The sequence below is a fragment of the Corynebacterium sp. LK10 genome, assembly GCF_008042455.1.
GTDB classification, from domain to species: domain Bacteria; phylum Actinomycetota; class Actinomycetes; order Mycobacteriales; family Mycobacteriaceae; genus Corynebacterium; species Corynebacterium jeikeium_D.
Window position 1 is genome coordinate 243,383 of sequence record NZ_NOVT01000022.1, and the last position, 26,102, is coordinate 269,484.

24 protein-coding genes are annotated in these 26,102 nt (G+C 58.8%); 5 read left to right on the forward strand and 19 right to left on the reverse strand.

Annotation, left to right across the window (positions count from 1 at the left end; all coding sequences use genetic code 11):
- Nucleotides 1-14: 14 nt before the first annotated feature.
- From CHU70_RS10490 to CHU70_RS10540, 11 genes are all read right to left on the reverse strand, one after another.
- Nucleotides 15-1,397, reverse strand: coding sequence for an adenosylmethionine--8-amino-7-oxononanoate transaminase (locus tag CHU70_RS10490; protein ID WP_222865443.1), 1,383 nt, complete (start codon nt 1,395-1,397; stop codon nt 15-17).
- A gap of 209 nt (nt 1,398-1,606) precedes the next feature.
- Entirely contained in the window at nt 1,607-2,740 is a 1,134-nt protein-coding gene (locus tag CHU70_RS10495; protein ID WP_147719022.1) for a hypothetical protein, read from the reverse strand.
- A gap of 444 nt (nt 2,741-3,184) precedes the next feature.
- Nucleotides 3,185-3,799 (reverse strand): SMC-Scp complex subunit ScpB, encoded by a 615-nt coding sequence (gene scpB, locus CHU70_RS10500; protein ID WP_049189939.1) that lies wholly within the window; start codon nt 3,797-3,799, stop codon nt 3,185-3,187.
- Between the two features lie 177 nt (nt 3,800-3,976).
- A complete protein-coding gene (locus tag CHU70_RS10505; RefSeq protein ID WP_172954612.1) occupies nt 3,977-4,819 on the reverse strand; it encodes a ScpA family protein in 843 nt (280 codons plus the stop codon).
- Between the two features lie 3 nt (nt 4,820-4,822).
- On the reverse strand, nt 4,823-5,698 hold the full coding sequence (locus CHU70_RS10510; RefSeq protein ID WP_049189940.1) for a ParA family protein: 876 nt from the start codon (nt 5,696-5,698) through the stop codon (nt 4,823-4,825).
- Nucleotides 5,699-5,762: 64 nt separating this feature from the next.
- The gene (locus CHU70_RS10515) at nt 5,763-6,701 is read right to left on the reverse strand and encodes a site-specific tyrosine recombinase XerD (protein ID WP_070429685.1); all 939 of its coding nucleotides are present in this window, start codon (nt 6,699-6,701) and stop codon (nt 5,763-5,765) included.
- Complete coding sequence (locus CHU70_RS10520) at nt 6,698-7,351, reverse strand: NUDIX hydrolase (RefSeq protein ID WP_147719021.1); 654 nt, start codon at nt 7,349-7,351, stop codon at nt 6,698-6,700. The genes CHU70_RS10515 and CHU70_RS10520 overlap by 4 nt, the downstream gene beginning before the upstream one ends.
- A 48-nt stretch (nt 7,352-7,399) precedes the next feature.
- Nucleotides 7,400-9,031, reverse strand: coding sequence for a CTP synthase (locus CHU70_RS10525; protein ID WP_070858547.1), 1,632 nt, complete (start codon nt 9,029-9,031; stop codon nt 7,400-7,402).
- A gap of 73 nt (nt 9,032-9,104) precedes the next feature.
- Nucleotides 9,105-9,656, reverse strand: a complete 552-nt coding sequence (locus CHU70_RS10530; RefSeq protein ID WP_187269730.1) for an RloB family protein — start codon at nt 9,654-9,656, stop codon at nt 9,105-9,107.
- A gap of 79 nt (nt 9,657-9,735) precedes the next feature.
- A complete protein-coding gene (locus CHU70_RS10535) occupies nt 9,736-11,058 on the reverse strand; it encodes an ATP/GTP-binding protein (protein ID WP_147719019.1) in 1,323 nt (440 codons plus the stop codon).
- 40 nt (nt 11,059-11,098) lie between these two features.
- Complete coding sequence (locus CHU70_RS10540) at nt 11,099-11,641, reverse strand: GntR family transcriptional regulator (RefSeq protein WP_242451393.1); 543 nt, start codon at nt 11,639-11,641, stop codon at nt 11,099-11,101.
- A 260-nt stretch (nt 11,642-11,901) separates the two neighbouring features.
- Between CHU70_RS10540 and CHU70_RS10545 the strand changes: the two genes are divergently transcribed.
- Entirely contained in the window at nt 11,902-12,420 is a 519-nt protein-coding gene (locus CHU70_RS10545) for a type 1 glutamine amidotransferase domain-containing protein (protein ID WP_147719018.1), read from the forward strand.
- A 42-nt stretch (nt 12,421-12,462) separates the two neighbouring features.
- A complete protein-coding gene (locus CHU70_RS10550) occupies nt 12,463-13,242 on the forward strand; it encodes an LURP-one-related/scramblase family protein (RefSeq protein ID WP_049193573.1) in 780 nt (259 codons plus the stop codon).
- A 73-nt stretch (nt 13,243-13,315) separates the two neighbouring features.
- Here CHU70_RS10550 and CHU70_RS10555 read toward each other — a convergent pair whose 3' ends face one another.
- A complete protein-coding gene (locus tag CHU70_RS10555; protein WP_147719017.1) occupies nt 13,316-14,431 on the reverse strand; it encodes a triacylglycerol lipase in 1,116 nt (371 codons plus the stop codon).
- A gap of 751 nt (nt 14,432-15,182) precedes the next feature.
- Here CHU70_RS10555 and phnE point away from each other — a divergent pair.
- From phnE to CHU70_RS10570, 3 genes are read left to right on the forward strand one after another with little or no spacing between them, the layout of a single operon-like run.
- Nucleotides 15,183-16,079: a phosphonate ABC transporter, permease protein PhnE gene (gene phnE, locus CHU70_RS10560; RefSeq protein ID WP_242451394.1), complete on the forward strand. Its 897-nt coding sequence runs from the start codon at nt 15,183-15,185 to the stop codon at nt 16,077-16,079.
- A gap of 48 nt (nt 16,080-16,127) precedes the next feature.
- Nucleotides 16,128-16,796 (forward strand): HAD hydrolase-like protein, encoded by a 669-nt coding sequence (locus CHU70_RS10565; RefSeq protein ID WP_070437385.1) that lies wholly within the window; start codon nt 16,128-16,130, stop codon nt 16,794-16,796.
- Nucleotides 16,797-16,837: 41 nt separating this feature from the next.
- On the forward strand, nt 16,838-17,908 hold the full coding sequence (locus CHU70_RS10570; protein ID WP_242451395.1) for a zinc-binding dehydrogenase: 1,071 nt from the start codon (nt 16,838-16,840) through the stop codon (nt 17,906-17,908).
- A 328-nt stretch (nt 17,909-18,236) separates the two neighbouring features.
- On the opposite strand, the gene CHU70_RS10575 is transcribed toward CHU70_RS10570, so the two are convergent.
- Genes CHU70_RS10575 through CHU70_RS10605 form a run of 7 tightly spaced genes read right to left on the reverse strand, consistent with a single transcriptional unit; the run spans nt 18,237 to nt 26,102 of the window.
- On the reverse strand, nt 18,237-20,030 hold the full coding sequence (locus CHU70_RS10575; protein ID WP_197737679.1) for a DUF2075 domain-containing protein: 1,794 nt from the start codon (nt 20,028-20,030) through the stop codon (nt 18,237-18,239).
- 1 nt (nt 20,031) lies between these two features.
- Nucleotides 20,032-20,355, reverse strand: coding sequence for a nucleotide pyrophosphohydrolase (locus CHU70_RS10580; RefSeq protein WP_070437381.1), 324 nt, complete (start codon nt 20,353-20,355; stop codon nt 20,032-20,034).
- A 6-nt stretch (nt 20,356-20,361) separates the two neighbouring features.
- Nucleotides 20,362-21,270, reverse strand: coding sequence for a copper transporter (locus CHU70_RS10585; protein WP_070437379.1), 909 nt, complete (start codon nt 21,268-21,270; stop codon nt 20,362-20,364).
- Between the two features lie 29 nt (nt 21,271-21,299).
- Complete coding sequence (gene steA, locus CHU70_RS10590; RefSeq protein ID WP_147719016.1) at nt 21,300-22,484, reverse strand: putative cytokinetic ring protein SteA; 1,185 nt, start codon at nt 22,482-22,484, stop codon at nt 21,300-21,302.
- A 25-nt stretch (nt 22,485-22,509) separates the two neighbouring features.
- On the reverse strand, nt 22,510-24,249 hold the full coding sequence (recN, locus tag CHU70_RS10595) for a DNA repair protein RecN (RefSeq protein ID WP_147719015.1): 1,740 nt from the start codon (nt 24,247-24,249) through the stop codon (nt 22,510-22,512).
- A gap of 58 nt (nt 24,250-24,307) precedes the next feature.
- The gene (locus CHU70_RS10600; RefSeq protein ID WP_070858533.1) at nt 24,308-25,270 is read right to left on the reverse strand and encodes an NAD kinase; all 963 of its coding nucleotides are present in this window, start codon (nt 25,268-25,270) and stop codon (nt 24,308-24,310) included.
- Entirely contained in the window at nt 25,263-26,102 is an 840-nt protein-coding gene (locus tag CHU70_RS10605; RefSeq protein WP_048733452.1) for a TlyA family RNA methyltransferase, read from the reverse strand. The genes CHU70_RS10600 and CHU70_RS10605 overlap by 8 nt, the downstream gene beginning before the upstream one ends.

Sequence of the window (26,102 nt, forward strand, 5' to 3'; positions counted from 1 at the left end):
TCCTTTTGGTTGCGCTACTTGCGTTCTTCCTCGGCGGCGACGATGGCGGCGATGGCCTCGCAGATACGGTCGACCTCGTCATTGGTGCTGATGTACGGCGGCATGGTGTACACCAATTTGCCGAATGGCCGCAGCCACACCCCGGCATCGACGGCCGCTGCGGTGGCCAGGCCCATGTCCACTGGACGCTGCATCTCCACGACACCGATTGCGCCAAGGACACGCACGTCGGCCACAGCATCGCTGCTGGCTAGGGGCTGGAGCTGGTTGCGAAGTCGGGACTCGATGCGCGGGACATCCTCACGCCACTGCCCCTCTGCAATCAGGTCGAGCTGCGCGCAGGCCACCGCACAGGCCAAGGGGTTTCCCATGAAGGTGGGGCCGTGCATGATACCTCCGCCTGCACCACTGGAAATGGTGCGAGCCACGTCGGCGGTGGTGAGGGTGGCTGCGAAGCTCATAAAGCCGCCGGTCAGCGCCTTGCCGACACACATAATATCCGGCACAATCCCGGCCGCCTGCGTCGTGAACAGGTCACCGGCCCGGCCGAAGCCGGTGGCGATCTCATCCGCGATGAGCAGAATCCCGTGCTTGTCACACAGCTTCCGGAGCCCCACAAGCAGCTCGTGGTCATGGAACCGCATGCCACCAGCGCCTTGGACTACCGGTTCAATGATGATGCCGGCGACGGAGTCGTCGATAAGCGAATCGAAGTGCGCGAGATAGCGTGCGCGTTCCTCCTCGGTTGCGCCGCGGGCGGGTGGTTTGTCGGCGAAGACCTGCGGAGTCCACTGCCCCGTCCACAGCGAATGCATGCCGCCCTCGGGGTCGCAGACGGTCATGGGCGCGCGAGTGTCGCCGTGATAGCCGCCGCGCCAAGTGGCCAGGCGGGTGCGCTCGGGATGGCCTTTGGCCTGCTGGTACTGCAGCGCCATTTTAATCGCCACTTCGACGGAGACCGAACCCGAGTCGGAGTAGAAAATGGCATCGAAGCCGGGGCCTGCGAGCTTTAGGAGCTTCTCCGCCAGCTCAATGGCCGGACGGTGCGTGAGTCCGCCGAACATGACATGCGACATCGTGGTGGCCTGCTTCTTCGCGGCTGCGATCAGCTTCGGGTGCGAGTGGCCGTGGCAAGCGGCCCACCAGCTGCTCATGCCGTCGATGAGGGTGCGGCCGTCGGCGAGGTGGAGGTTGACGCCCTCGGCGGACTCGACCAGCTTGGGCGCGACCGGCGACGGGATGGGGCCGTATGGGTGCCAGATGTGGTCGGCGTCGAATTGGGCGAGGTCGGCGATGGCTGGCTGGGTGTGTGGTTGGGCGGGTGGTTGGGAGTGCTGCGGGGTGTGCGACTGGGAGTGCTGCGGGGTGTGCGGCTGGGCGGTTTCCGAGGCTGTCATGATACTCAGCATAATACCTGTACAGCGCCAGACTTGAACGCCGTTCGGGGTTGGTGGTGGAGCTTCTCGCAAGGATTACAGACAGTCTCAGTGACTTTACGACACCCATGTCACCTCGTGGCAGCTGTGGAGGTGGCATGAGGTGACACTCGTGTCGTGAAGTGGACTTAGGGCCTGTGGAAGCGGGCCGAGAGCGGTGCCGACGCCGCCTAGTACAGCCGCCCCGCCTGGCTCCACACTCGTCGGCGACGCATGGCCAACTCGGCCGCCTTACCTGTGATTGTGATGGGCTGCCGCGCGAAGGCGTAGTTTCCGCGATAGCAACTGCCACCATTTGCCAGGTGACGTCGGATTTCTGCGGCCGCTTGCCGCAAGGTGGCTACGGCGGTGCCGTCGAAAAGCTGTGACCAGACGATTCGGATGACATTCAGTCCGAGGTTCTTCAGACGCTTTTCGCGCTCCAGCTCCTTTGCGATTGCCACCTGCGTGTCCGCGACTCCACCGTCGGTGTATTTCATACGGCCGTCGAACTCGACGACCAGCCCAAGTTCGGGCAGGTAGAAGTCCACGCGTGCGATGAAGCCACGATCATCCCGAAAGGAAACCTGCTGGAGCAACGGAGTCCGAGAATCGTTGACAGAAGCTAGCCCCGCCTGGACGATTGCTTCTTTAGTGAGCGATTCCCCAATGCTTTCCGACGACGCTGTCGCTTGCCTCAACAATCTCCTGGCCTGTGCATTTCCCGGAGCACGCGGATATGCAGCCAACGTGGCCAACAGTTCCTCGGTGTCGGTGTGGCGCTGGAGGGCGGCGTCGGCAAGCACTAGTGCATTGTGCGGGGTGCGGGAACGGCAGACGTCGATGACGGACTTTGGGACATCGGTGACGAGGCGGCCATCGATTTCTACGATGTCCTCGGGGAGAATCCGGCCGGAGACGCGGATGAGGCGTTTGTGCGGCTGGTACGGGCCATTCGGCGTGCTTCGCGATTGCCCGCGCGTGCGGCCGGAGTTGGCTATCGCGATGGGAGTGTTGTGTGTGAGCAGAGGTAAACCGTGGAGAGCAGCGGCGGCATCGCGGGTGACTACGGTGGTGGTGCCGCGATGGACGAGCGCTTTGATTTCCAGGATGTAACGTTCGGTGCTGTTTAGGGTGAGCCACCTGTCGACCGGCACGTACGCGCCGTGTGCGAGCCACAGGAGGCTGCCGCTTTTGGCTCGCTGGCGGAGATCTCGGTCGGAGTGCTGGCCGATTCGGGAAATTGCGAATGTGCTGGGGCGGGCGCATTCGCGCTGCTGGCCGGTACGGATGATGTCGTCGGCGTCGTAGATCCACTGCGGCATCGGATTGCGCTCCTGAGGTCCCTGCAACTGCTGGTTGGTGGGTGGCGGGGTGTGAGTGTTTGTGGGTTTGTGTGTTTGTGAGTGTTTGCGAGTGTTGGTGAGTGCTACGTTCTCATTTTTGGGCTCACACGGAGGCTCAGAAGGCGTCAATTTGGCGTCGACTGTGGATAGTTTGCAGTTTTCGGGAGTTATCCACAGGGCGTGTGGTGGGGTGGGTGTGTGGTGGGGTGCGTGTGCGTGTGGTGAGTGCAGTGGGGTGCAAAGGCTCGCAGTGAGCCGTCGTGAGCGGCAACCGCAGCCCCAAAATGCGACTTCACGACACCTATGTCACCTCGTGGCAGCTGTGGAGGTGGCATGAGGTGACACCCGTGTCGTGAAGTGGATCGATGACCGTCAGGCGAATCGAAAACCGTGAAGTGGGTCGTTCAATAGAGTGAACCCCACCTAGTCCAACGGCTCGTCGATCAAGTCGACTTCAGGCAGCAGCGGAGCCAAATCAGGCAGCTGGTCCAGCGAATCAATCCCCAAAAGCTCCAGGAACAGCGTCGTCGTAACGTACAAATGCGCGCCGGTTGCCGGGTCCTCTCCGGACTCCGCAATCAGACCGCGCGCGACCAGCGTGCGCATCACCCCATCGACATTGACACCGCGTACACCGGAGACCTGCGCACGCGTGGCCGGCTGTCGGTAAGCCACCACTGCCAGCGTCTCCATAGCTGCACGTGAGAGCTTCGACTGCGAGCCATCCAGCAAGAATCGCTCCACCGCGCTGGCGTGCGCGGGAGCCGTGTAGAAGCGCCAGCCCTCATCCGTTTCACGCAGCTCAATGCCGCTGCGACGTGCACGGTATTCGTACTCGATCTCGCGAAGCACGTCACGGACATCACTTGCGGAAACATCCAGCGCCCGCGCCATATCCTCCGCCGCCACCGGCGTATCGACTACCAGCAGAATCGACTCCACGCCTGCTCGCAACGGGTCAATGGGCGGCAATTGCGCCGAAGAAGCAGACACGGGCTCCACGGCCTGCTCGGATGGTGCGGAACTGGTTTCGCTCATGCGCGTCAGATTACGCAACCTCCCGCGCCGGGCGCTAATTGGCCGGGCGCTAATCAGCTGTTAGCGCCAGCCCAACCAAGCCCACGCCCGACCAAGCCCACGCCCGACCAAGCCCACGCCCAACAGCCAAGTCCCAACAGCCAGCCCCAACAGCCAGCCCCAACGCAGCCCAGCCACCTACTCCCAGTTCGCCGCCGCCACGACGGCCGGGTCCACGTCCAGCCCGGTCCAGGCCACGTGGATTTCCTCCAGCGCCTCCTCCTGCTCCACACCAATCGCTTTGGCACGGTAGAGCTCCAGCAGCGCCAGGAACCGCCCGACAACCTCCATGGACACGCGGCACTCCGAGGTCAGCTGCGTAAACGTCAACCAGGTCCCCTCGCCGGCCAGCCGCAGCGAGTCCAGAATTTTGCCCGCCTGCTCCGGCACGGACACGGGCACACCGTGGATGTGCCCGACGCCGACTTCCTCCGGCGGCTTCGGCCGCATCACGACGGCCGCAAACTCGGCGAACTCCCCGAGAGTCATGCCCAGGCGCACGGGCGGCAGCAGCTCCTCGAACTGCTTGTCCGGCCCCACAGCTCGCGGATAGCGCCGCGGCGCGGTCTTCTGCCACTCCTCGAATTGGTCGGCTACCTTGCCATACGCCTGGTACTGCAGCAGTCGGGCGAACAGCAGGTCGCGTGCTTCTAGCAGTTCGAGGTCTTCTTCGCTGTCGACGTCGCCACGCGGCAGAAGCCGTGCGGTCTTGAGGTCGAGCAGCGTCGCTGCCACGACGAGGAATTCGGTGATTTCGTCGAGGTCGCTGACTGCGTCGAGGCTGCGCGTGTACGAGATGAACTCGTCCGTCACGGCCGCCAGCGCGACTTCGGTGACGTCCATCTTTTTGCTGCTGATGAGCTGCAGCAGCAGGTCGAAAGGCCCGTTGAAGTTCGCGAGCGCGACGCGGAAGCCGGTGATTTCTTCCTGCACGCCCTCGCTTGACGACGGTTCGGGAGTGTAACTATCCGGGGAAGTCACCTATTATTTGCGGCCTTTGCGCTCGATGACCTCGCGGGCCAGGTTGCGGTACTGTGCCGCAGCTGGGGTGTTCGGTGCCCAGGTGGTGATGGGCTCGCCGGCGACGGAGGTTTCCGGGAAGCGGACGGTACGGGTGATGACCGTGTCGAAGACCTTGTCGCCGAAGACCTCGATGAGGCGTTCCATGACTTCTTTGGCGTGGCGGGTCCGGCGGTCAAACATGGTGACCAAAATGCCCGAGACTTCCAGGTTGAAGTTCAGGCGGTCGCGGACCTTGGCCACCGTGTCGGTGAGTAGTGCCAGACCGCGCAGGGAGAAGTACTCCGCCACCATTGGGATGATGACGCCCTCGGAGATGGTCAGCGCATTGACAGTCAACAGGCCTAGCGACGGCTGGCAGTCAATGATGATGAAGTCGTAGTCATTCATCACTGGGCGCAGCGCGCGTCCGAGGGCCTGCTCGCGGCCGACTTCGTTGACAAGCTGAATCTCCGCAGCCGACAGGTCGATGTTGGCCGGAACGAGGTCCAGGCCGGAGACCTTGGTGTGGTGGATGGCATCGCGAACGTCGGTGGTGTCATCGACGATGAGGTTGTAGACGGTCAGGTCGAGCTCCTCATGCGGGACACCAAGACCGGCGGATAGTGCGCCTTGTGGGTCTAAGTCAACGAGCAGGACTTTACGACCGAACTCTGCCAGCGCCGCACCCAGGTTAATGGTCGAGGTGGTCTTACCCACGCCGCCCTTCTGGTTACACATTGCCAGGATGACTGCGGGGCCGTGACTGTTCAGGGGTGCGGGTTCCGGCAGCTCACGTGCCGGACGACCGGTGAGACCGAGTTCAACTCGATCGGCCTCAAACAACCCTTCTTCAGCCACAGTCAATCCCTCTTCCTTGAAGATTTCTCATCAATTCTACTGCGCGATATATTACCGCCACATATTACCGCGAGTATTCAGCCCGTGGGTGAGCCCCCGCCCAGACTCGTCGCATATTCTCCGCGGTAATCATGGTGTAGATCTGGGTCGTCGTCACCGAGGCGTGCCCCAGCAGCTCTTGGACCACGCGCACATCGGCACCGCCCTCAATGAGGTGTGTGCCGAAACTGTGGCGCAGGGTGTGCGGGGAGATTTTCACGCTCAGCCCGGCGCGCTCGCCTAGCTCCGCCAGCGTATTTCCCGCCGACTGCCGAGACAGCCTGCGCCCCAGCGAGTTAATAAACAGCGCCGGCCCGGAGTTCGCCCGCACCCAGCTCGGCCGCCCGCGTGTCAGCCACGCATCCAGCGCCGCCATGGCCGGCGATCCCACGGGCACGATGCGCTCCTTGCCGCCCTTACCGCGCAGCAACACGAGGTTGGTTTCGCGATCCACGTCATCGATATCCAGGCCGGTGACCTCGGAAACGCGCGCACCGGTCGAGTACAAAAACTCCACCAGCGCGCGGTTTCGCAAATCCGTCACGTCGGCGGTCTCATCGTCGGGGATGGACTCGATAAGCCGAGTGACCTCATCAATGCTGAGCGCCTTCGGATACCGCGAGGGCTGCTTCGGCGGCGCCACCCGCTTGGCGACATCCACATCCAACGCGCCCTCACCCACCGCGAACTTGTGGAAGCTCCGCACGGCCGACAGCGACCGCGTCACCGAGGTCGGGGCCAGCGCTGGCCTTCCCGCCGACTTATCTCCCCGCGCCAGATACGCCAGGAACTCTGACACATCCTGCTCGGTGACCTGCGCCAATTCCGTACGCCCAATCTCCCGCAGGTAGGTGCGGTACTTCTCCAAGTCGCGCTTATAACTGGCGAGCGTATTCGCCGACAGGCCCTTTTCCACCGCGAGGTAGGTCACGAAGGCGTCGACAAGCGAATCAATCGAACTCATCGGATGCGTTTCAGATCCGCGCCGGCGCCGAGCTGCTCCGTCCGGCGCTTCGCCAGAGCCGTCGGTCGAATGTCGAACGGCTCCGCGACTGAGCGCGGCGTCGCACCCCGCAGCAGCACCTCCGCCGCCAGCAAAATGCCGGATAGCGCGATGCCGTTGAGGATCTCTCCGCGCAGCGCCATCGCCACCGCCTCCTCGACCGGAACCCACGTCGCAGTCATGTCCGCTTCCTCATCGTGGGCTTCCGGCTTATCGACGGCACGGAGATCCCTGGCCAGATAGATCCGGACCGCTTCCTCTGCGAAGCCGGGCGAGCTGAACATATCGGTAAGCAGGGACCAGGACTCGGCCTCCAGTCCGGCTTCCTCGACCAGCTCGCGCTTGGCGGCCTCCAGTGGGTCCTCGTCCGCGACATCGAGAAGCCCGGCCGGTAACTCCACCAGGCGCTTCCCTGCCGCCTGCCGCCACTGATTGAGCAGGTAGAGGCGGTTATCCTCATCTGCGGCAACGACTGCAACAGCGCCGAAATGCTCCACGATCTCGCGGGCGGATACTTTCCCACCCGGCATTCGCACCTGGTCGCGGCGGACCGCGATGATAGGTGCCTCGAGAACAATTTCGGAATCAACAACGTCAAATTGATGCGCCATGAGTTTCACTCTAATAGCTGGGCCGGATTCGGCTGCGCGGCGCCGAGGCTAGTTGCGCTTGAGGGCTGCGGCGATGAGGCCGTCGAAAAGCGGATGGGCGCTGGTGGGGCGTGACTTCAGCTCCGGGTGCGCCTGCGTGGCCACGAGGTATGGGTGCACGTCCGTGGGGTATTCGACGAATTCGACGAGTTTGCCGTCCGGCGAGGTGCCCGAGATGACCAGGCCGGCCTCTTCGAGCTGCGCGCGGTAGGCGTTGTTGACCTCGTAGCGGTGGCGATGGCGCTCAGTGACATCGGTGGTGCCGTAGAGGCCGGCGACGACGGAATCTTCGGCAAGCTTCGCCGGGTAGGACCCCAGGCGCATGGATCCGCCCAGGTCAGCCTCACCGGAGACCGCCTGCAGCTGTTCCTCCATCGTGGCGATGACCGGCTCGGCCGCATTCTCGTCAAACTCGGTGGAAGAAGCGCCTTCAACGCCTGCCGTGCGCGCCGCCTCAATGACGACGCACTGCATGCCCAGACAGATTCCCAGCAGCGGCGTGCCGGTTTCCTTGGCGTAGCGGATGGTCGCGATCTTGCCTTCAATGCCGCGCCCGCCGAAGCCACCGGGGATGACAATCGCGTCAACGCCGGCCATGTTCTTCTTCAGCCCCTCCGGGGTTTCGCAGTCATCGGACGCGACCCAGCGGATATTCGCCTTCACGCGGTGGGCGAAACCGGCGGCCCGCACAGCTTCCGCGACGGACAGGTAGGCGTCCGGCAGGTCAATGTACTTGCCGACGAGCGCCACCGTGACCTCGCCCTTCGGGTTGTGGACGCGTTCGAGCAGGTCTCCCCACACTGCCCAATCCATGTCGCGGAACGGCAGGTTCAGGCGGCGGATGATGAAGGTGTCCAGGTGCTCTTCATAGAGGACCTTCGGGATGTCGTAGATGCTCGGCGCATCCGGGCAGGACACCACGCCCTCGCGGTCGATGTCACACATCAGCGCAATCTTGTTCTTGAGGGAGTCGGGGACATCGCGGTCGCATCGCAAAACGACGGCATCGGGAACCAGACCAATCGAGCGAAGTTCAGCCACCGAGTGCTGGGTAGGCTTGGTCTTCAGTTCCTTGGAGGGGCCGAGGTACGGAACCAGTGACACGTGCAGGTAGAAGACGTTCTCGCGGCCGACGTCGTGACGCACTTGCCGTGCGGCTTCCAGGAAGGGCTGCGATTCAATATCGCCGACGGTGCCGCCGATCTCGGTGATGACCACGTCGGGCTTTTCGCCGTTTGCGTCGGCATTGCCCATAGCGACGATGCGGGATTTGATCTCGTCGGTGATGTGCGGGATGACCTGCACGGTCTGGCCGAGGAATTCGCCGCGGCGCTCCTTGGCGATGACCGAGGAATAGACCTTGCCGGTGGTGACGTTGCCGCCGGCGGAGAGATTGCGGTCGAGGAAGCGCTCATAATGCCCCAGGTCGAGGTCGGTTTCTGCACCGTCTTCGGTGACGAAGACCTCGCCGTGCTGGAAGGGGTTCATAGTGCCCGGATCCACGTTGAGGTAGGGATCGAGCTTCTGCATAGTCACTTTGAGACCACGCGAGGTGAGCAGGCGGCCGAGCGAAGCCGCGGTTAAGCCTTTTCCGAGGGAGGAGGCTACGCCTCCTGTAACGATGATGTATTTCGTAACCACGGGACTTCAGAATATCGCTTGCGCGGGTGTGAACGCAAGCGACTTTTCATAATGGCGGCAGCAGGTTACGCATTTAGGGAATTCGCTGATTTGTTGCAAGCTCCTCCACCATAGATGCAACCGCAGTTCCGCAAGACGCCCCAATCTGGTCAAACCCTGGCGAATCGACATTTTTTACCGCTTGTCGCCAGCTTTCCAGCGGAAAACCTTCCGAAATATGTTTATAACCATTACCTTCGATTGCCTTATATTCCTTAAGCTTGCGCCGCAATGTATCTCGGGGAAATGACGCATCCTTAATGTTCTCAAAATGAGCGAGCAACCAAACCTCAAAACACTCATTCGATATGACAAAACTGCTTCTAGTGCCATTCCTCTCTAAATCTTTCGATTCCTTTATCGCGCTCCAAATCTGCTCCTTAGAAAAATCATCTAAATCTGCAACAAAAAAGATTCTCGAATATGGAGCATTCTTATCACGAGGAATACGATTTTTAACATCAGCAACCATCCCAGAAGCATCAACAGGAACTGGGTAAACTTGTAAGCTCGAAAGATTTAAATCGCGCTTTAACCTGGAAAAGTACTCTCGTTCAGTGACACTCCCCTGAACAGCAACGAGCACAGCAGGTAATTCTTTCCTAGTCCCCGCACCTCGACGTCGCTTCTTTCCTCGCCCCTTACGCACCATTTAGAACGACCGCCTATTCCCTCAACTGCCCAGTTTGAAAGTTATGGCGAATTTTCTCAAGCATAGCCCCCAAATCCGAGTGGTAGACATTAGGCACTGCACCATATTGCCCTTGCAAATATCGCTTCTCGATATTATGCGCACTTCGAACCGGAAACTCGTCGAGTGCAATTAACTCTGAGTAAGAGCCGCTTTTCTCCACAAACCAAACTTCTCCACGATTTAGAACTTCTGTAGGGTATTTTCCCAAAAGCGTCAGATCGTGAGTACTAAATAAAAGTTGTGCTCCACGCGCATTCAATTCTTCACTTTCGAAATAAGATACCAACTCTCGAACTAGCACTGGATGCAGCGACCCGTCAATTTCATCAATTACCATCACTCCACCTACCGCAAGCGCATATACCGCCGGAACGACTATATCCATCCAGGTACGGGTACCCTGTGACTCCTCATGCTCAGGCAGCGAGAAGCTCCCTCCATGAGCATGATGCTTAAATAGCAAATAACGCAGCACTTCATTTATTTCATCAGGGTTCAAGTTTTCACTAACTTCAGCCCCACCTTCGTCATTAAACTTGACAAAAATTTGACGAACAGACTCTGGAGCTAACTCTTCGATTCCAATATCACTGATACCTACGTCAGCAACATTAACCACTAGCTTCAAGACCTTGAGCCAATTAGGGTCTTGCCTCGCAAGATTAACCATCCACTTGTGTCTCGTATCTTGGTCTGCGTCACTTGAAACGATTAGCGGAAGAACCCCCTTCCACCAAGCCACCGCACCTCCAAATTTCCCGGTAGAGCGGAGCGTCCCCCATGCCGAAAGCACCAGAACCCAAGGCCTCAAAAACTCTTCAATATTCTCTTTGGCCGCATGTGAGATACCAATATCATTTCCAAATGAAATTTCAGCCTGATTTCGCTGATACACTTTCCGCCATCGTGAAGTTTGATTAGCATCAAGATACTCCTCCACGACTCCGGCTCGACCCAAGACAAGGCCCCATCGGTAGCGAATGTCGTCGTACACGTATTCCAGCTCAAAAGAAGTTACTTCTTTTTCACGCAACATATGCGGGTTTCGAAGAACCTTTAGAAACTCATCCGCCCTCAACGAGAACTTGACGGCATTATTAATTTGCCCAAGGGCTCTCAGCACATTCGATTTCCCCGCAGCGTTAGCACCAAAAATCGCTGCACGACGCCAAGTATTTTCAACCCACGTCTCTCCATTGCGAGGGCGCTGAGTCTTAAAACCGCGCCGCTGAAGATCCAGGACAGCCTCGTCGCCAAACGAGCGGAAGTTCGAGACGGACAATGACAGCAACATGGTGTCGATTCTATTGCTTCCAAGCCGGATTTTGCATATTTTATGCATAATTCCCCCTGAAGATTGCCCCCAAGCCCTCCCCGGCCTGCGGCGAGATCGGTGACGCATTGCCCCGCGCCGTCGTTACCGAGAAGTTCGCCTTACTTGCCAGGTAGCGGTCATCAGAGGCCTCAATCGGCACTCCATCCAGCGTGAAGGCACGACGCCGCACACGCAGCAATGGCGCGCCGACCTGAATCTTCAGCAGTGCAGCATCTTCTTCATTGGCCGAAACTGCGTCAATCGTGCGCGTCGCATACGCAATGTCCACACCGCTATCCAACAGGTGCCGGTAGATAGAACCCGAATCAGTATCAAAGGTCAGTATGTGCTTGCCGACGTCCAGAGGGTAATTCAGCCTTTCGCCCATAGCTGGCTCTCCATCCATAAGCCGTAGCCTGAGTACGGAGACAATCTGATCCGTGTCCGAGATTTCCAGATGCGCAGCTAACTCTGATCCCGCTGGCTGACGCGTTACCCACTGCGTCTGCTGCCCCGGCTTTAGCGAGCACGACAGGACCTCTTGCCCCCCCCAGTGGTCCACAACCGCACTTCGGAAGTGCTAAGCCGAGCTTGCTCGCACCTACAAGGGCAATCCTCCGACCCCCGTTGTCAGGTGTGGAGGACATGCTGTGTGCCCTTCACGACAAGGGCATCAAAGTCGAATTGACGACGGCCGTAGCTGCAAACATGACTGCGGTATGTGGCCCGAATGATGGCGGAAGCCGTGGCCAGAATCAACGCTCGAACCGGGCCTGTGGTGGAACAATGCATAAACGCGATCACGTCGTTACCCTCGGGGCTATGACTGATTTAACGAATAAGACCATTGCAGTTTTGGCCACTGACGGATTCGAGGACTCCGAGCTGACTAGCCCGGCTGAGGCCGTGAAGGATGCCGGTGCGACCGTGCACGTTATCTCCACCGAAGAAGGCTCCATTGAGGGCAAGAATGGTACGAAGGTGGACGTCGATAAGCTGACCACCAGCGTTTCCGCTGATGATTACGATGCCCTGATCCTGCCGGGCGGCACCGTGAATGCTGACCAGATTCGCATCGATAAGGATGCCGTGGCCCTGGTGAAGGGATTCGCCGCAGCCGACAAGCCTATCGGCGTGATTTGCCACGGCGGCTGGATTCTCACCGACGCGGATGCACTGAAGGGCCGCACGATTACCTCCTACATCAGCGTCAAGACCGACCTGGTGAATGCCGGCGCCAACTGGGTCGACAAGGAAGTTGTCGTTGACGGCAACCTGATTTCCTCCCGCACCCCGGCTGACCTTGAGGCTTTCAACAAGGCGCTCGTAGAGAACTTCTAACCCCCTCGCCTGCCCCAAGACTCATCAAGGAAGGCTGTTGCCATGACTTCGTATTGGGATAACCCAAAGTCACTGTGGGATCAGATTCCACAAAATGATGCGGAAGAGGCTTCCGAGCAGCAGCCGTCCGCGGCTGAGCAGCCTTCCGCGGCTGAGCAGCCCTCCGCTCCTGAGCAACCTCCCACACCTGAACAGCTTCCGCCACAGCAAGGACGTTATCGGGGACTGCTCTCGCACAACAGCATCGTTATCCAGCAGATTCGAAATTTCATGGCGGATGATTTCGACATCCTGGACACCGAGGGCAATTGCGTCGGCAAGATTGAAACTACTGGCGGCACGCTGAGCCGCATGTTTATGGGCTCTCGTCGTCTGACAGTGTCCGAACCAGACGGCACTCCTGTGTTCGTTATTACCGATCCAACCGATTTCGCCCTTGACAGCTACGAGGTCTACTACCCCGACCCGCAGGCGACATCCTCTGAAGGCAAGCAGCAGACTGGAGCAGAGGCTTCGCGTCTACTGGCAACTATTCAGCAGAAATTTGCGTTCTTTAAGCGGCGGCTGGAAATTTCCATCCCCGGTTTTGCCAATTGCGAGGTCGACGGCGACGTTTGGCATTACGACGCAACCTTCAAGATCAATGACATCGAAGTTGCACAGATGTCACGCAAGTGGTCGGGTTTTACAAATATGCTAACCGGCAATGAGCGCTATGTGCTCCAGCTCAAGGATGATTTGCCGCCACAGCTACGCGCTGCCATTATTGGCGCGGCCATTGCCCTGGATTTGATGGCGAAAAAGGCGCGTTCCGACAGCTAGTAGCTACTGCCGACAACGCGCCCTATCCCTTGTCCGGTTTTACTGCCGGTTACTGTCGCGCTCGCGACTATCGCTACCGCGATTCCGCAGCCTGAGCAATGCGTCCGTCGATTTCCGTGATGCCATCAGAAACGGCATTGACATGTTCAGGGCGAACACCGGCATTGTCATTGATGCCGCCTTCCACAACGGCGGTTACCGGTACACATGGAACCTCAACATTGCGCCCCAGCGCATTAGCTACCAGCGCAATTGCCCGCGGCGAGAAAGTTAGACCAATGTGGCCCGACAGGTCCGCCGAGCAACCGTCCTGCAGAAGAATGTTGTTGGCGCTCGGTGCCTTCCACTGGCTTGCAGCCATTGGAGTGACGGCTTCATCAACCTGGGTAGAGATTGCAACATAGTTGACACCCGGCTGCTCCAGACCGCCTTCATTCATCTTGGCCATGAACTCGCTATGCTGCAGCAGATCCACCAGGCTCGGGCTGACAATGTACCCCGCAGCCTTATTGCCAGCATTGTCGAGCTGGTCGAGCTGCTCCAAACCATAGGAGATACCGAGCAGTGATGTGCCGTGCAGGACACCCGCCAAGGACACGACGGTACCAATTCCCCGACCCTGCTCCTGCTTGGCGTAAGCGGCAGCCAAGGTACCACCAGCAGAGTGACCAACAATATCGACGGCGTTAGCACCAGTTTCAGCCTTGAGGGTGTCAATCTTCGCAGTCAGCTGAGCCAAAGCGGTATCCAACGGGGTCATGTTGCGCATGGTTGGAATAGAGCCCAGCACCGAAAACTCGTCAGGCCCCAGCTTGCCGACGTTAAAGGCGTACAAACACTTACCCATTGCCTTTAGCTCCGGCGCCATGCGCGCATAGGTCTGGTACGAGTTCGAGTTCATTCCGTGGATCATGACCACCGGATTCTCACCAGGAGCAGGAACACACTGCACATTTGTGCCCTCGGGACTGATGTTTTCCGTCATCCCCTGATTGACCATGACGGCGGGGAAATCTTTTGCCTTTGGCCCCCACTCGCCCATTTCCATCCAGGACAGAACCTGATTATTACCAGTTATCGAAGTTGGGTCAGCAGCCGCGATAGGAGCCGCTGCCATAGCGACACCAGCTGCGGCTACCAGTGCTGTGGCCGACCGTGCCAGCTTCGAGATTCCTCGATGAGTGCCCATGATTACTCCTTGCGTAGAACAGTGAATAGTAAAACGCTTCCAATAAGAACTACGGCATGGGCAAGAGCAAAAAAAACGGGCTATGAATCGCTATCGTACTCTGAATGGCAGCCAATTAAAGCCCCTAAATAGGGTTAATAAAATGTGAACTAAATATAACTATAATACTATCCGCCTCCAGCTCTGCAGGCTTTTAAAGTGATACCGACCACACGTCAAAACAAGCCACACGTTCGTTGCAATGCCACAGGATTACTACCGATCCCTAAATCACCGGCGAGGCTAAACGCCTGCTCCACGATTATTTTGAACAGCCAGCGATGTGAGGTCCTATACCTCCAGCCCAGAAAGCAGCACAGAATCGACGACACAATCCACCACCAGGCCCCTAACCCGTCGACACCCCCGACCCGGACGACGGAAAGCTCGAGCCCCACCGGTTACGCCGGCGCACCCAACGGCGAGCCGACAGCTATAAACAAAACGATTTCGCATTGCGCGAAATCCTCGCAGGGACTCTACGAACAAGGCACCACCTGGTTTACCGACGGCACCTCCGGCTGGACGCAGTATTGCGCCAACAATTTCTATGACGGTCTTTCCATGAACACTGCCCCGGAACCTCAGAACAACGAGCCATCCCCGTGGGTTCAAGGCCAAATCGACTGGGCCGATTGCCTGAACTCTGGCCATTCCGAGGAAGAGTGTCGCGAGATGTTGAATTAGGCAACCCCGCCGCCTTCCACGAGATATGATGCGCAAGTCCGACTCTTCCCTGCTGTCCGGCACCTGGGTGGACCGCATGTGGGGAACCAAGATCAAGGACAAGCGCAAGGCAGCCAAGCAGGATGCCACCGACGGTAAGCCGTCGATTAACCCGCCGTGGACTGCAGCCCGCGGCTCCCGCGTGCTGACCATCATCGCACTCGTGGTCATCACCATCGCTGCATTTGCCGAGACAGAAATCTCCGCCTCGAGTTTCTTCACCGGCCTGGCCAACCTGCCAGAGACCATGGCGCTGTTCCTGCCGCCGTCCTCCGGTGGTATTGCCGGCGAGATTGTCCAGCTGCTTCTCGATACCCTGCAGATCGCCTTCGCCGCCACCTTCCTCGGCGCTATCCTCGCCATCCCGATTGGCGTCATGGCTGCCTCCAACGTGGTCGCCAACAAGTGGGTACACGGCTTCTTCCGCGTTCTGATCGTGGTCATCCGCGGTATCCCGGAGCTGATTCTGGCCATCATCTTCGTGGTCATCTCCGGTCTGGGCCCGGTCGCCGGTACGCTCGCGCTAGCTCTAGGTGCCGTTGGTCTACTGTCCAAGCTGGTCGCTGACTCGCTGGAAGAAACCGACACTGACGTGCAGGAAGCCCTGCGCACTACTGGCGCAACCGAGTCGCAGATTTTCTTCGCCGGCACCGTTCGCCAGGCAATCCCGTCTTTCATTGCCCACTGCCTCTACCTGCTGGACACCAACATCCGCTCGGCCACGTTGCTGGGTGTCGTCGGCGCAGGCGGCATCGGCTTCCAGCTGCTCAATGCTTCTCGAGTCAACCAGTTCGACGTCGTCACCTACATCCTCATCCTCATGGTCGCTGTCGTCCTCGTCGTCGAGGCGCTGTCCATGTGGCTGCGTGCCGCCGTCCGCTAATCCCCCCCCCCCAGTCCCCGTCTCCTTCTACCGAAAAGGAAAATCTCCATGACTTATCAGCTCGCTATCTTCGACATGGCTGGCACCACCATCGACGACCGTGACGAGGTCTACCGCGTCCTCCGCGAAGCCACCGAACGCGAAGGCGCTCGCTACTCCGACGAGACTTTCCAGCAATACATGGGTACCGAGAAGTTCTGGGCGATTGGCAATCTGCTCCGTGAGGGCGGCATCGAGCCGACCCCAGAGGTCCACAACCACGCGTGGGAGTTCTTCCGCGCCGAGCTTGCTCGCACGTACAAGGAAAACCCGCCGACCCCACTGCCAGGCGTCGAAGACATGCTGAACGCCCTCCACGATAAGGGCATCAAAATCGGCTTGACGACGGGCTTTGCGCGCGAAATCGTCGATATCATTGTCTCCTCCATGGGGTGGGACAACGGAATCATCGACACAGTTGTCGCCGGTGACGAAGTCGAGCACGGCCGCCCCGAGCCCGACCAGATCCTGGCTGTTATGGAGAAGCTCGGTGTGACCGACGAGGCGGCCGTGATTAGCTCCGGTGACACCGATGCCGATGTCCGTTCCGCCCAAAAATCTGGCGTGACAAGCGTCGGTGTGCTCACCGGCCACCTGACTCGGGAACAGTTCGACGCCCTCGGTGCCGACCACGTTCTGGATTCGTCCGCGAACCTGCTGGACCTTGTTGGAGAGTAGGACCCAGACTGTAGATCTGACCGAATAGGTACACAACACTGATGACAACTCCGACTCCCTCGACACCTTCCACTCCTACTGCACCGATGGAAAGGGCCCAGACACTTGTCTGGCACGGCGGTAGCGACTTTCGCATGCAGGAAGTTCCTATTCCTGCTCTGCAAGAAGGCGAAACCCTAGTGGAAATCACCACCGCTACGATCTGTGGCTCCGACCGTCACACCGTGCTCGGTCGCCGCAGCGCACCGTGCCCCAGCGTCCTCGGCCACGAGGGAGTCGGAGTCGTCCGCGCCACCCGCAACCCAGATTTGCAGGTTGGCCAGCGCGTTGTGTTCTCTGTCACCGCGCCATGCATGGAGTGCGACCGCTGTGAACGCGGCATGACCGCCAAGTGCCGGAATTTGAAAAAGACTGGTCACGAGGCCTTCGATAGCGACTGGCCTCTTTCAGGGACCTATGCTTCCCATATTGTGCTGCGCAACCATCAGCCAGTGGTAGTAGTCCCCGACTCGCTTCCCGATGTCGCTGCCTCCATCGCGACCTGCGCCGGCGCCACAGTGATCGCTTGTATGGAACAGGCTGGACCCCTTGCAGGTAAACGAGTCCTGGTTATGGGCATCGGCATGCTCGGCCTCATCGCTGTTGAGGCAGCTGTTTTTGGTGGCGCCGCTGAGGTTGTGGCCATGGACCGCAACCAGACTCGGCTTGAATGGGCACGACAGTTGGGTGCGGTTGTGCCCGACCCCTCGGCTGCTGGTGCCGATTCCGAACCAGAGCCTTTCGATATCACCCTCGAGTTCTCCGGTAGCGAATTCGGAGTCGCTACCTGCATCGGCAGCCTCGACATAGGTGGTCGAGCGGTGCTGGCCGGAAGTGTTGCCACGTCACCGGCTTATGCCCTCGATCCGGAGTGGCTCGTCCGTGGCTGGCGCACCATCACCGGTGTCCATAACTACGAGCCACGGCATCTTGCGCAGGCGGTAGAGTTCCTTGCTGACTCCCAGATTGATTGGGACACGGCTGTGTCGGGACCAATTGCGCTAGAGGATGTGCCTGCGGAGGTGGAGGCGGTGCAGGATATGTATTTGAGAGCGACTGTGACGTTTTCCTAGCAACCGCTGGAAAGAAAAGGTACGCAACAGAAAGAATTTCAACCAAGGCTGTTACCTATCTCAGAGGAGAACTGCGAAAAACATTTTCTAGGGCATTGAAATGAAAGACTTCATTGGATAAGAGATTATAGATGGTCAATAAATATTCTCGAAAACCAACATCCAAAACGAATCACAGCTTCTAATAGCAATTCAACAGCGGGTTATAATCCCAGTTTCAATTCCCTATTCAATAGCCCTGGAAGTCCATCCTTCGAAACAATTGAGAACGTGAAACAGCGAAACGCTGCACTTTTTGGAAAATTAAATATACTGAAACTAAACCCGGTTAATCATCCGCTATTCCAGATGCGGCAGCAACCAACGCTTCACGAAGCTCGCGATCCACAGCATAGATATGTAGCCCGTGTACCCCTCGAGTAAGTAAGACATTAAGCTGATTCTTCAACAGTTCTTCAGCGAAGGACTGTTTCGACCCGTCTTTCAACGTTCGTTTATTCTTCACATTTGGGTTCCACGACTCAGATGGGTCAAAGATAATCTTTCCATCACGATATTTGACAGAGGGGCCAATAATGACACCAGCATAGTTCAGGTCAAAACCTTGGATAGTAAAAATAGAACCAATTTCATCAATAGTTTGTGGGCGCTCTGCCCAGCTCAGCTGTAGACCTGCAGTCTTCTTCTCAGTACTCTTCTTTTGATTGTTCCATGGCATTGAAAAATCACCGACTCGAACCCGCCAGAGTTCATTCTCCGCAGGTGGCCGAGCACTCGAAAACTGCCAATCATACGTGGCTATTAACCTAGATAATCCTTCCTCTACATTCGACGCTTTGTCCTTAATTGACTCGTAAAGCTGGTTAGGATCATCGAAAATCTTAATACTATATTTATTATCCTCCGGAATTTTATGGATAATACCGTCATCGACAAAAGAGCGTACCCACTGAATGGTATCCTCCGAGGCAAGCATCCTCATCTGAAGCTTTAAATCAATACTTTTATCGACTCGTTGCTCCATCCATTCCAAATCCGCCGGCTCCCACACCTGATTTGCGGCAAGAATCTGGTCAGGATCAAATACTGCTACCACTACATGTGCACGTTCGAGAATATCTTTGAGGTGATTTTTACCCCTGTACGACTGTTTTCCTTGCGTCCATAGCAAATGAGCTTCGTCGATTAGAACGACATCTACCTTTTCCCCAGGATTCCGATGATTGATAAAGGATGTCGGCTTCATGACTTTAAGATTCTTGGTACTCGAAATACCGAGTTTTTCAGCAACCTGCTGATAAACAGTAACCTGCTCATCGTGGTTGACTAGCATATACGCGTCAAGGGTCGATTTCCCAAGATGTTCTTCGATAGCTGGGAGCTTTTGATTCAAGTCATAAAAAACGCTGCTAAGCAATACTGTTTTGCCGGTTCCAGCAGCGCCTGAGACCATAATCAGCCTAGAGTCGCCGATTGATTGCATTTGATCTACAACTGCATTAATTATCTCAAACTTTGCATCAGACTGCTCTGTAGTTAGCTCATGGAAAGGTGATGCTTTAAAAAGTGCAGATTCGCGGATAATACGTTCAGCTGGAAATAGCTGTTGATCCAGCGCATGTAGTTTAGACCAAATCTGGGTGAAAGATTTGTCTAAATGCTCTTTGGTGAAGTAATCACCTTGCGCATTTGTTCGCGCATTCTCAGTAGCAACACTGGTCTCACTGGCAGACTTCACCGATTCGTTGCTAGGCAAGTACTGCATAAGTCGATTCTCAATATCCAGAGTCAACGACTTATTAAATAGAGAGTGCCCAATCACGTACATCTGGGTCCCAGCGCCATCACGTAAATCAATCCAGAGATTTCGCTTGGAGTTAGATGCCTTTGTATCCCCCTCGAGATGTTGGGTCGTTCGCTGGACAATCGAGTTCGTTTCCCCCACATAGACTCGATAGGATCCCTTGTTGTCCCGCAATGAAATGATGTAGACCGTAGGGTAGTCAATAATAAAACGGCGGTAAGGAATGTCTTTGCCTTTTAGCTCGTCGATGCCACTACTTGCGTAGTCGACTCGCTCAACAAATGCCCTTGGGGCTGGAAGCAGTTTTCTCTTGCTCACGTTACAACCTGTCGTGCTTAAGCGAACTTCCCGTGCTTTTACTACGCGGATAGCGCACTTCATTTAAGGCGATTTTCTTCGCAATCGCCTCATTAGGATCGATTTCAGCCCTACGAGCCAGTAAAAGGCAGTAGCTCAGCACATCTGCAAGCTCATCCTCGAGATCGGCTTTTTCGTATTCTGCGTCCCATTGAAAAAGTTCGAGCAACTCAGCAGACTCAATTGAGATCGCTTTAGCAAGATTCTCAGGAGTATGAAAAACCTCCCACTTTCTGTCAGAAGAGAACTTGAAAAGCTGCTCTACTGTTTCCCGACTAACTTCCATGTGTTTTTACCTTTTCAAGTCCCCAACAACCCCGACCTGCCCCGCCGCATCCGACACAGCGTCTACACGCTTCACGACAGGGTCGGCGCCCCAGCGCTCGTCCGGTAGAGCGCTGACGCCTTCGCGTCCATAACCGTCAGTCCCCACCACTACGTGACCAGCAGCATCGTCACCAGCACCAAAGCCCTCAGCAAGCGCAACGGCAAGATCCGCTACTAGGCCCGCACCGAACTCCGGGTCCTCGCCCTTGTCAATCGCAGCGCGCGAGACCGTGCCGTGATTACCAACAATCACGATGCCAGCAGCCGGGCGCAGGGTCCCCTCTTCATACTCGACAAAGCCGGCGCCCTTCAGGGCCTCCAGCAGTAGCTTCCGGTCAGCAGCGGAAGCTCGCTCTCCCCCATCCTTATCCAGCTCCAACACCGGAGCCAGCGCCTGGCCAGCCTGTCGGCCCGGCTCACGGCGCTCCGGATCCAGCTGCACATCAGCCGGCAGCGAGGTAGAAACCGTGTCCTTCAGTTCATCCGCACCAGCGGAAGAGAGGAACTTATCGGTCAGCTTCAACACGCCCGCATCCGGGGCGCCAGCAGCGCGCAGAGTCTCGGAAACCCCTGCAAGCTGCTCATCCGTAGCATCAGGAGTGGCGATAACCAGGACCGGCACGTCCTTCAAAGAGTCCTTGACAATCTCCCCGATGATGGGCTCGATGATGCGGTTAGCTTCATCGGCACGCGCTTGCTGCGCATCGGCACGTGCAACAGCGGCATCGCGCTCAGAGGCAGCACCAGTGCCAAAATCAATGCCAGCACCAGCGGGGTTGAGCACATAAGCACCCAGCGCAGCGCCTGCCGCAACACCGAGGGCAGCACCTGTCACACCGGCTGTAAACTTCCCGCTCCTGCGCTTCTTCGCCATCGCCCGTCCTACTCCCTACCTACGAAAGACTACTTAAACAGCCCCTGGAACCACAGTGCAATGGAGTTCCAGGTATCAATCAGATTCTCGCTGACAGAACCATCGCCGGAGGTACCAGCAATAGCGAAGATCACCGCAACGGCCACGAAGATAGCCAGGATTGCCCAGGCCACACCGAAACCACGGCTATTGACCTGGTAGAGGTCGGCGACCATGCGACCGTCGACAAGCTTCTCCCCGACCTTCAAACGCGACAGCAATGCCGACGGCACGCCGCTTTGATCCTCATCGCGGTAGATGCTGTCGATATTCTGCGGGGCACCGACGGAGACGACCATGTCGGCGTCGTGATGCGCGGCGAACACCAGCGCCAGGTCAGTGGCAGAATCGGACAGCGCCGGGAAGGTCATGGCGCCAATGCCGAGGTCCTGAATGCGCTCAAGGCCCACCGCGTGACCGTCCGGATCAGCGGGCAGGATCACGCAACCGGCAGACCGCAGCGCCTCGGAGTTGATGTTCTCCGGGTCGCCGATGATGTAGTCCGGCTCGTACTTCAGGTCGAAGAGCGTGTCGGCACCGGTGTCGACGCCGATGAGCAGCGGCTCGTACTCGCGGATGAAGTTCTTTAAGTCTTCCAGCGTCTTGCGGTGTCCCTCACCAGGGCTGACTACAACCACCTTGCGGCCACGCAGCGGCTCCGTCTCGTCCGGAATGCCCAGGCCATCGATGTAGAGCGGGGACTCAGTCTTGGCGAACTCCACCAAGTTGCCGGAAAGCGCCTCCAGGCGGTCGACCATGCTGGTGCGGCCCTCGTCGAAGGCGCGCTCGAGCTCGTCCTGGTCGACCTCGTCGCCCTGACCAATCAGGCGGTCACCGTGGTAGAGCTTGCCGTCGTCAAGCCTGCCGTTCTTGCCGTCCTTGAGCTTCTCAAAGACCTTGTCGCCGACGTTCTGCACCATTTCAATGTCGGCGTCGCGCATCATCTGCGGGCCGTAATTCGGCACAAAACCAGTGGTAAACGCGCCAGTGTTCACCACTGCGGCGACCTTGGCATCAATCAACTGCTGTGCCAGTGGACGCGAGATATCCGGCGCATCAATCACCACGATGTCGCCTTCGCCCATGCGCTTGAGCGCACGCTCCAGGCGGGAACCGTCCCGCACAGTCCCCGAGATGCCAGGAAGATCTTTTTCGTTCCGAGAGAACAGACTCATGGCACTTAGTGAAACATAAGTGCAGCTACTTGGCCGCGAAGGCGCGCCGAGCTTGATCCAGAAGATCTTGTGCGTGCGCGCGTCCGGAGTCCGAATCGTCCAATCCCGCCATCATCCGCGCGAGCTCGTCAATCCGCTCCTCATCCCCCAGGCTCGTCACCTTCGACGACACCGCACCGGAGCGCGCATCCTTACTGACCACCAAGTGGGTATCCGCAAACGCCGCCACCTGAGGCAAGTGCGTGACGACGATCACCTGGTTATTCACCGCCAACTGCTTCAGGCTCTTGCCAATTTCCACAGCCGCGCGCCCACCAACACCGGCATCAACTTCATCGAAAACCATCGTGTGTCCGGCCTGTCCTTCGGCGAGGACAACTTCCAATGCCAGCATGATGCGGGATAGCTCGCCTCCGGATGCGGATGAGGCCAGCGGGCGCGGCTCGGCACCTTCGTGGGCACGGAGCTTGAACTCGATGTTGTCCACGCCAGCGGGGCCAAAGGTGTCAGCCTTGGTGATCTCCACCACCAGCGAGGTATGTGGCATGGCCAGGCCCTTGAGTTCCTTGGTCACGGCCTGTTCCAGGTGCTTCGCGGCCTTTGCGCGAGCCTTGGAGAGCTTCCGTGCGGTGGTGCCGAGTTTCTTCTCTGCGGTCTTGATCTCCGCGGTCAGCTTGTCCAGCGCTTCGCCGGAAACATCCAGCGTGGCGAGCTTGCGCTCCGCCTTATCCCGCCAGGCCAGGACACCGGCGATATCTGGGGCGTACTTGCGGGTCAGGTTCTTGATCTCCTGCTGGCGCTGCATGAGCTTGTCCAGGGACTCGGTTTCCTCCGGCAGACCGGAGAGAAACGCGCCAAGGCCAGCGGAGATCTCGGAGAGCTGGCTGGTCAGTTCATTGAGCTGGTTGGAAAACTCGGTGAGTTCCTCGTCGTCTGCGGCGGCGAGCTCGTTCGCGGCGGCGCCGAGGAGTTCGGCGGCGCCGGAGTCCTCGGTGGCGGCATCCATGCCGGTCGTGCTCACGGCAGCGGCACCATCAATGGCGGCCAGCGCCACGGCTGCCGCGTCGCGGAGACCATCTAGGTCCTGCATGCGGCGGATCTGCGAGGCCAGGTTCTGGTCTTCGTCCGGCTCGGGTGAGACCGCGTCGATTTCTTCGATGGCGAAGCTGAGCTGGTCGGCACGCATGGCCAGCTCACGGCGCTTGGAGGTCTTCTCTTCCAGTTCTTTGGCCAGGGAGCGCCAGTGTGCGCGCTGCTGACGGTAAGTTTCCAGCGTTGGCGCGATGGTGTCGGCATCCATGCGGTCGATGGCCGCGCGCTGCTCATCGGCGCTTTGCAAGCGCAGCTGATCGTTCTGGCCATGAATGGCGATGAGGCGCGTGGAGACATCCGCCAGTGCCGCAGCCGACGCACCGCGACCGCCAACCCACGCCCGGGAGCGCCCCTTCGCGGAGACCTGACGAGCAAGCAGGTACTCGTCATTCTCATCGCGCTCGCCGCCGAGCTCAGCGACCACAGCATCGATGGTGGTGGACTCGTCCTCAGAGAGATGTTCGGTGGACACGCGGCCTTCCACCAGGGCCTTGTCTGCGCCGGTACGCACGCGGCCGGCGTCGGCACGCGCGCCACAAAGCAACTTGAGGCTTGTGATCACCATGGTCTTACCCGCACCGGTTTCACCTGTGAGTACGGTCAGGCCTGGGCTGAATTCAAGCGTCGCGTCGGGGATAACGCCGAGGTCGCGGATGGAAATCTCAGTCAGCATGGCGCCTGCAATCAGTCCTTCCCTTGAAGTGTGGGGTCTTGTCTGCCGTGTTTAGGGGCTATTGCGCCTCGGCGGGGCCGCGCCACCCGGACGTCGGCAAGCGGAACTTGTGCACCAGACGGTCGGCGAACGGCTGATCGTCCAGACGCACCCAGCGCACCGGCTGTGCGCCGCGCTCGATTTCGATACGGCTGCCCGGCGGCATGGTGATGTTGCGGAAGCCGTCGAGCACCGCGACCGCCTCGGCGGTGTCGTGGTTGGTCTCAATCGCGATAGTCGAATGCGGTGAGATCACCAGCGGGCGGGAGAACAGCGCGTGGGCGTTGTTGGGCACGACGAGCATAGCGTCGAGCTCCGGCCAGAGTACGGGACCACCTGCGGAGAAGGCGTACGCGGTAGAGCCGGTCGGCGTGGAAATTAGCACACCATCGCAGCCGTAGGAACTCACCGGGCGACCATCGACCTCCAAGATGACGTCCAGGACGCCACGGCGGTTGACATTTTCGATACTGACTTCGTTCAGCGCCCAGCCAGAGCCAATGACGCGGCCGGTGGTGTCACGGACGGTGGCGCGGATGGTCATGCGGTCTTCGATGCGCCAGGAACGCTTGATGACGCGGCTAATCGCCTCGGTCATGGACTCCTGCTCCCACTCAGCGAGGAAGCCCACGTGCCCCATGTTGATGCCGAGCACCGGCAGGTCAGCCGAGTGCGCAATGTCTGCGGCACGCAGAAAGGTGCCGTCGCCGCCGAGGACGAGGACGAGTTCGCATCCCGACGCCGCCTGCGGAGAATGCCAGTAACGTGGGTACTTGCCGAGCGTTGGGTGCGCGGCCAGCGCCTCTGGGTTCTTACCGGCCAGCACGCGGATGTCGATACCCGCGGCCTCAAGCAGCTCGGCCGCCTCGGCGGCCATTTCCAGGTTGGCGCTACGGCCGGTGTGCGGAACCAGCAGAATCTCGCGCTTGCCGGCGCTGGTCTTGGGCTTGCTTTCCCGTGAGTGAGTCTTCGCGCTAGTCATTGTGCGGCCCCTCCTCAACAGCCTTGGCGATGGCCGCAGCCATAGCCTCATCACCAATATCGCTGGCGCCGCCGTCTTTCACCAGCCACAGGAAGAACTCCACGTTGCCGCTCGGACCCGGCAGCGGGCTGGCCACGGCTGCGCGGAAGGACAGCCCCAGAGTGCGGGCGTATTCGGCGACTTCCTGGACAACTTCCTGACGCAGTGCATCGCTGCGCACGACACCACCGGAGCCAAGGCGCTCCTTGCCCACCTCGAACTGCGGCTTGACCATTGGCAGCAGGTCAGCGCCCTCGTCGAGGCAGGAGACAATTGCGGGCAGGACTAGCTTCAAAGAAATAAACGACAGGTCGCCAACCATGACATCGGCCGTGCCGCCAAGTATCTCCGGCGTCAGCGTGCGGACATTAGTTCGGTCGAGCACAACCACCCGCGGGTCGTCCTGCAAGCGCCAAATCAGCTGACCGTAGCCGACATCAACGGCATAGACGGTGTCGACATCGCGGCGCAAGCACACATCGGTGAAGCCGCCCGTGGAGGCACCGGCATCCAGCACCTTCCGGCCTTTCAATTCCAGGCCCTGCGGCTCGAAAGCTTCCAGCGCACCGAGCAGCTTGTGCGCACCGCGCGATGCCCAGTTCTCATCTTCTTCCAGACCACTGACGCGAATGGACACGTCGCCTGTCACCGCAGTCGCAGGCTTGGAGGCGACAAAACCGCCGACCTCCACTCGGCCGGCTTTAATCATGTCCACTGCCGCTTCACGGGAGCGAGCGATCTTCCTTCGCACCAGCTCCGCATCGAGCCTGCGCTTAGGAGCTTTCTTTGCCAC

Bases quoted from the DNA above. Each gene is read 5' to 3' on its own strand.
- scpB (WP_049189939.1), bottom strand. From the start codon at position 3,799: ATGAGCGAAACCAGTTCCGCACCATCCGAGCAGGCCGTGGAGCCCGTG.
- CHU70_RS10565 (WP_070437385.1), top strand. From the start codon at position 16,128: ATGACTTATCAGCTCGCTATCTTCGACATGGCTGGCACCACCATCGAC.
- CHU70_RS10490 (WP_222865443.1), bottom strand. From the start codon at position 1,397: ATGACAGCCTCGGAAACCGCCCAGCCGCACACCCCGCAGCACTCCCAG.
- CHU70_RS10580 (WP_070437381.1), bottom strand. From the start codon at position 20,355: ATGGAAGTTAGTCGGGAAACAGTAGAGCAGCTTTTCAAGTTCTCTTCT.
- CHU70_RS10585 (WP_070437379.1), bottom strand. From the start codon at position 21,270: ATGGCGAAGAAGCGCAGGAGCGGGAAGTTTACAGCCGGTGTGACAGGT.
- phnE (WP_242451394.1), top strand. From the start codon at position 15,183: ATGATGCGCAAGTCCGACTCTTCCCTGCTGTCCGGCACCTGGGTGGAC.
- steA (WP_147719016.1), bottom strand. From the start codon at position 22,484: ATGAGTCTGTTCTCTCGGAACGAAAAAGATCTTCCTGGCATCTCGGGG.
- CHU70_RS10535 (WP_147719019.1), bottom strand. From the start codon at position 11,058: ATGTTGCTGTCATTGTCCGTCTCGAACTTCCGCTCGTTTGGCGACGAG.
- CHU70_RS10550 (WP_049193573.1), top strand. From the start codon at position 12,463: ATGACTTCGTATTGGGATAACCCAAAGTCACTGTGGGATCAGATTCCA.
- CHU70_RS10545 (WP_147719018.1), top strand. From the start codon at position 11,902: ATGACTGATTTAACGAATAAGACCATTGCAGTTTTGGCCACTGACGGA.
- CHU70_RS10570 (WP_242451395.1), top strand. From the start codon at position 16,838: ATGACAACTCCGACTCCCTCGACACCTTCCACTCCTACTGCACCGATG.
- CHU70_RS10495 (WP_147719022.1), bottom strand. From the start codon at position 2,740: ATGCCGCAGTGGATCTACGACGCCGACGACATCATCCGTACCGGCCAG.
- recN (WP_147719015.1), bottom strand. From the start codon at position 24,249: ATGCTGACTGAGATTTCCATCCGCGACCTCGGCGTTATCCCCGACGCG.
- CHU70_RS10555 (WP_147719017.1), bottom strand. From the start codon at position 14,431: ATGGGCACTCATCGAGGAATCTCGAAGCTGGCACGGTCGGCCACAGCA.
- CHU70_RS10515 (WP_070429685.1), bottom strand. From the start codon at position 6,701: ATGAGTTCGATTGATTCGCTTGTCGACGCCTTCGTGACCTACCTCGCG.
- CHU70_RS10600 (WP_070858533.1), bottom strand. From the start codon at position 25,270: ATGACTAGCGCGAAGACTCACTCACGGGAAAGCAAGCCCAAGACCAGC.
- CHU70_RS10520 (WP_147719021.1), bottom strand. From the start codon at position 7,351: ATGGCGCATCAATTTGACGTTGTTGATTCCGAAATTGTTCTCGAGGCA.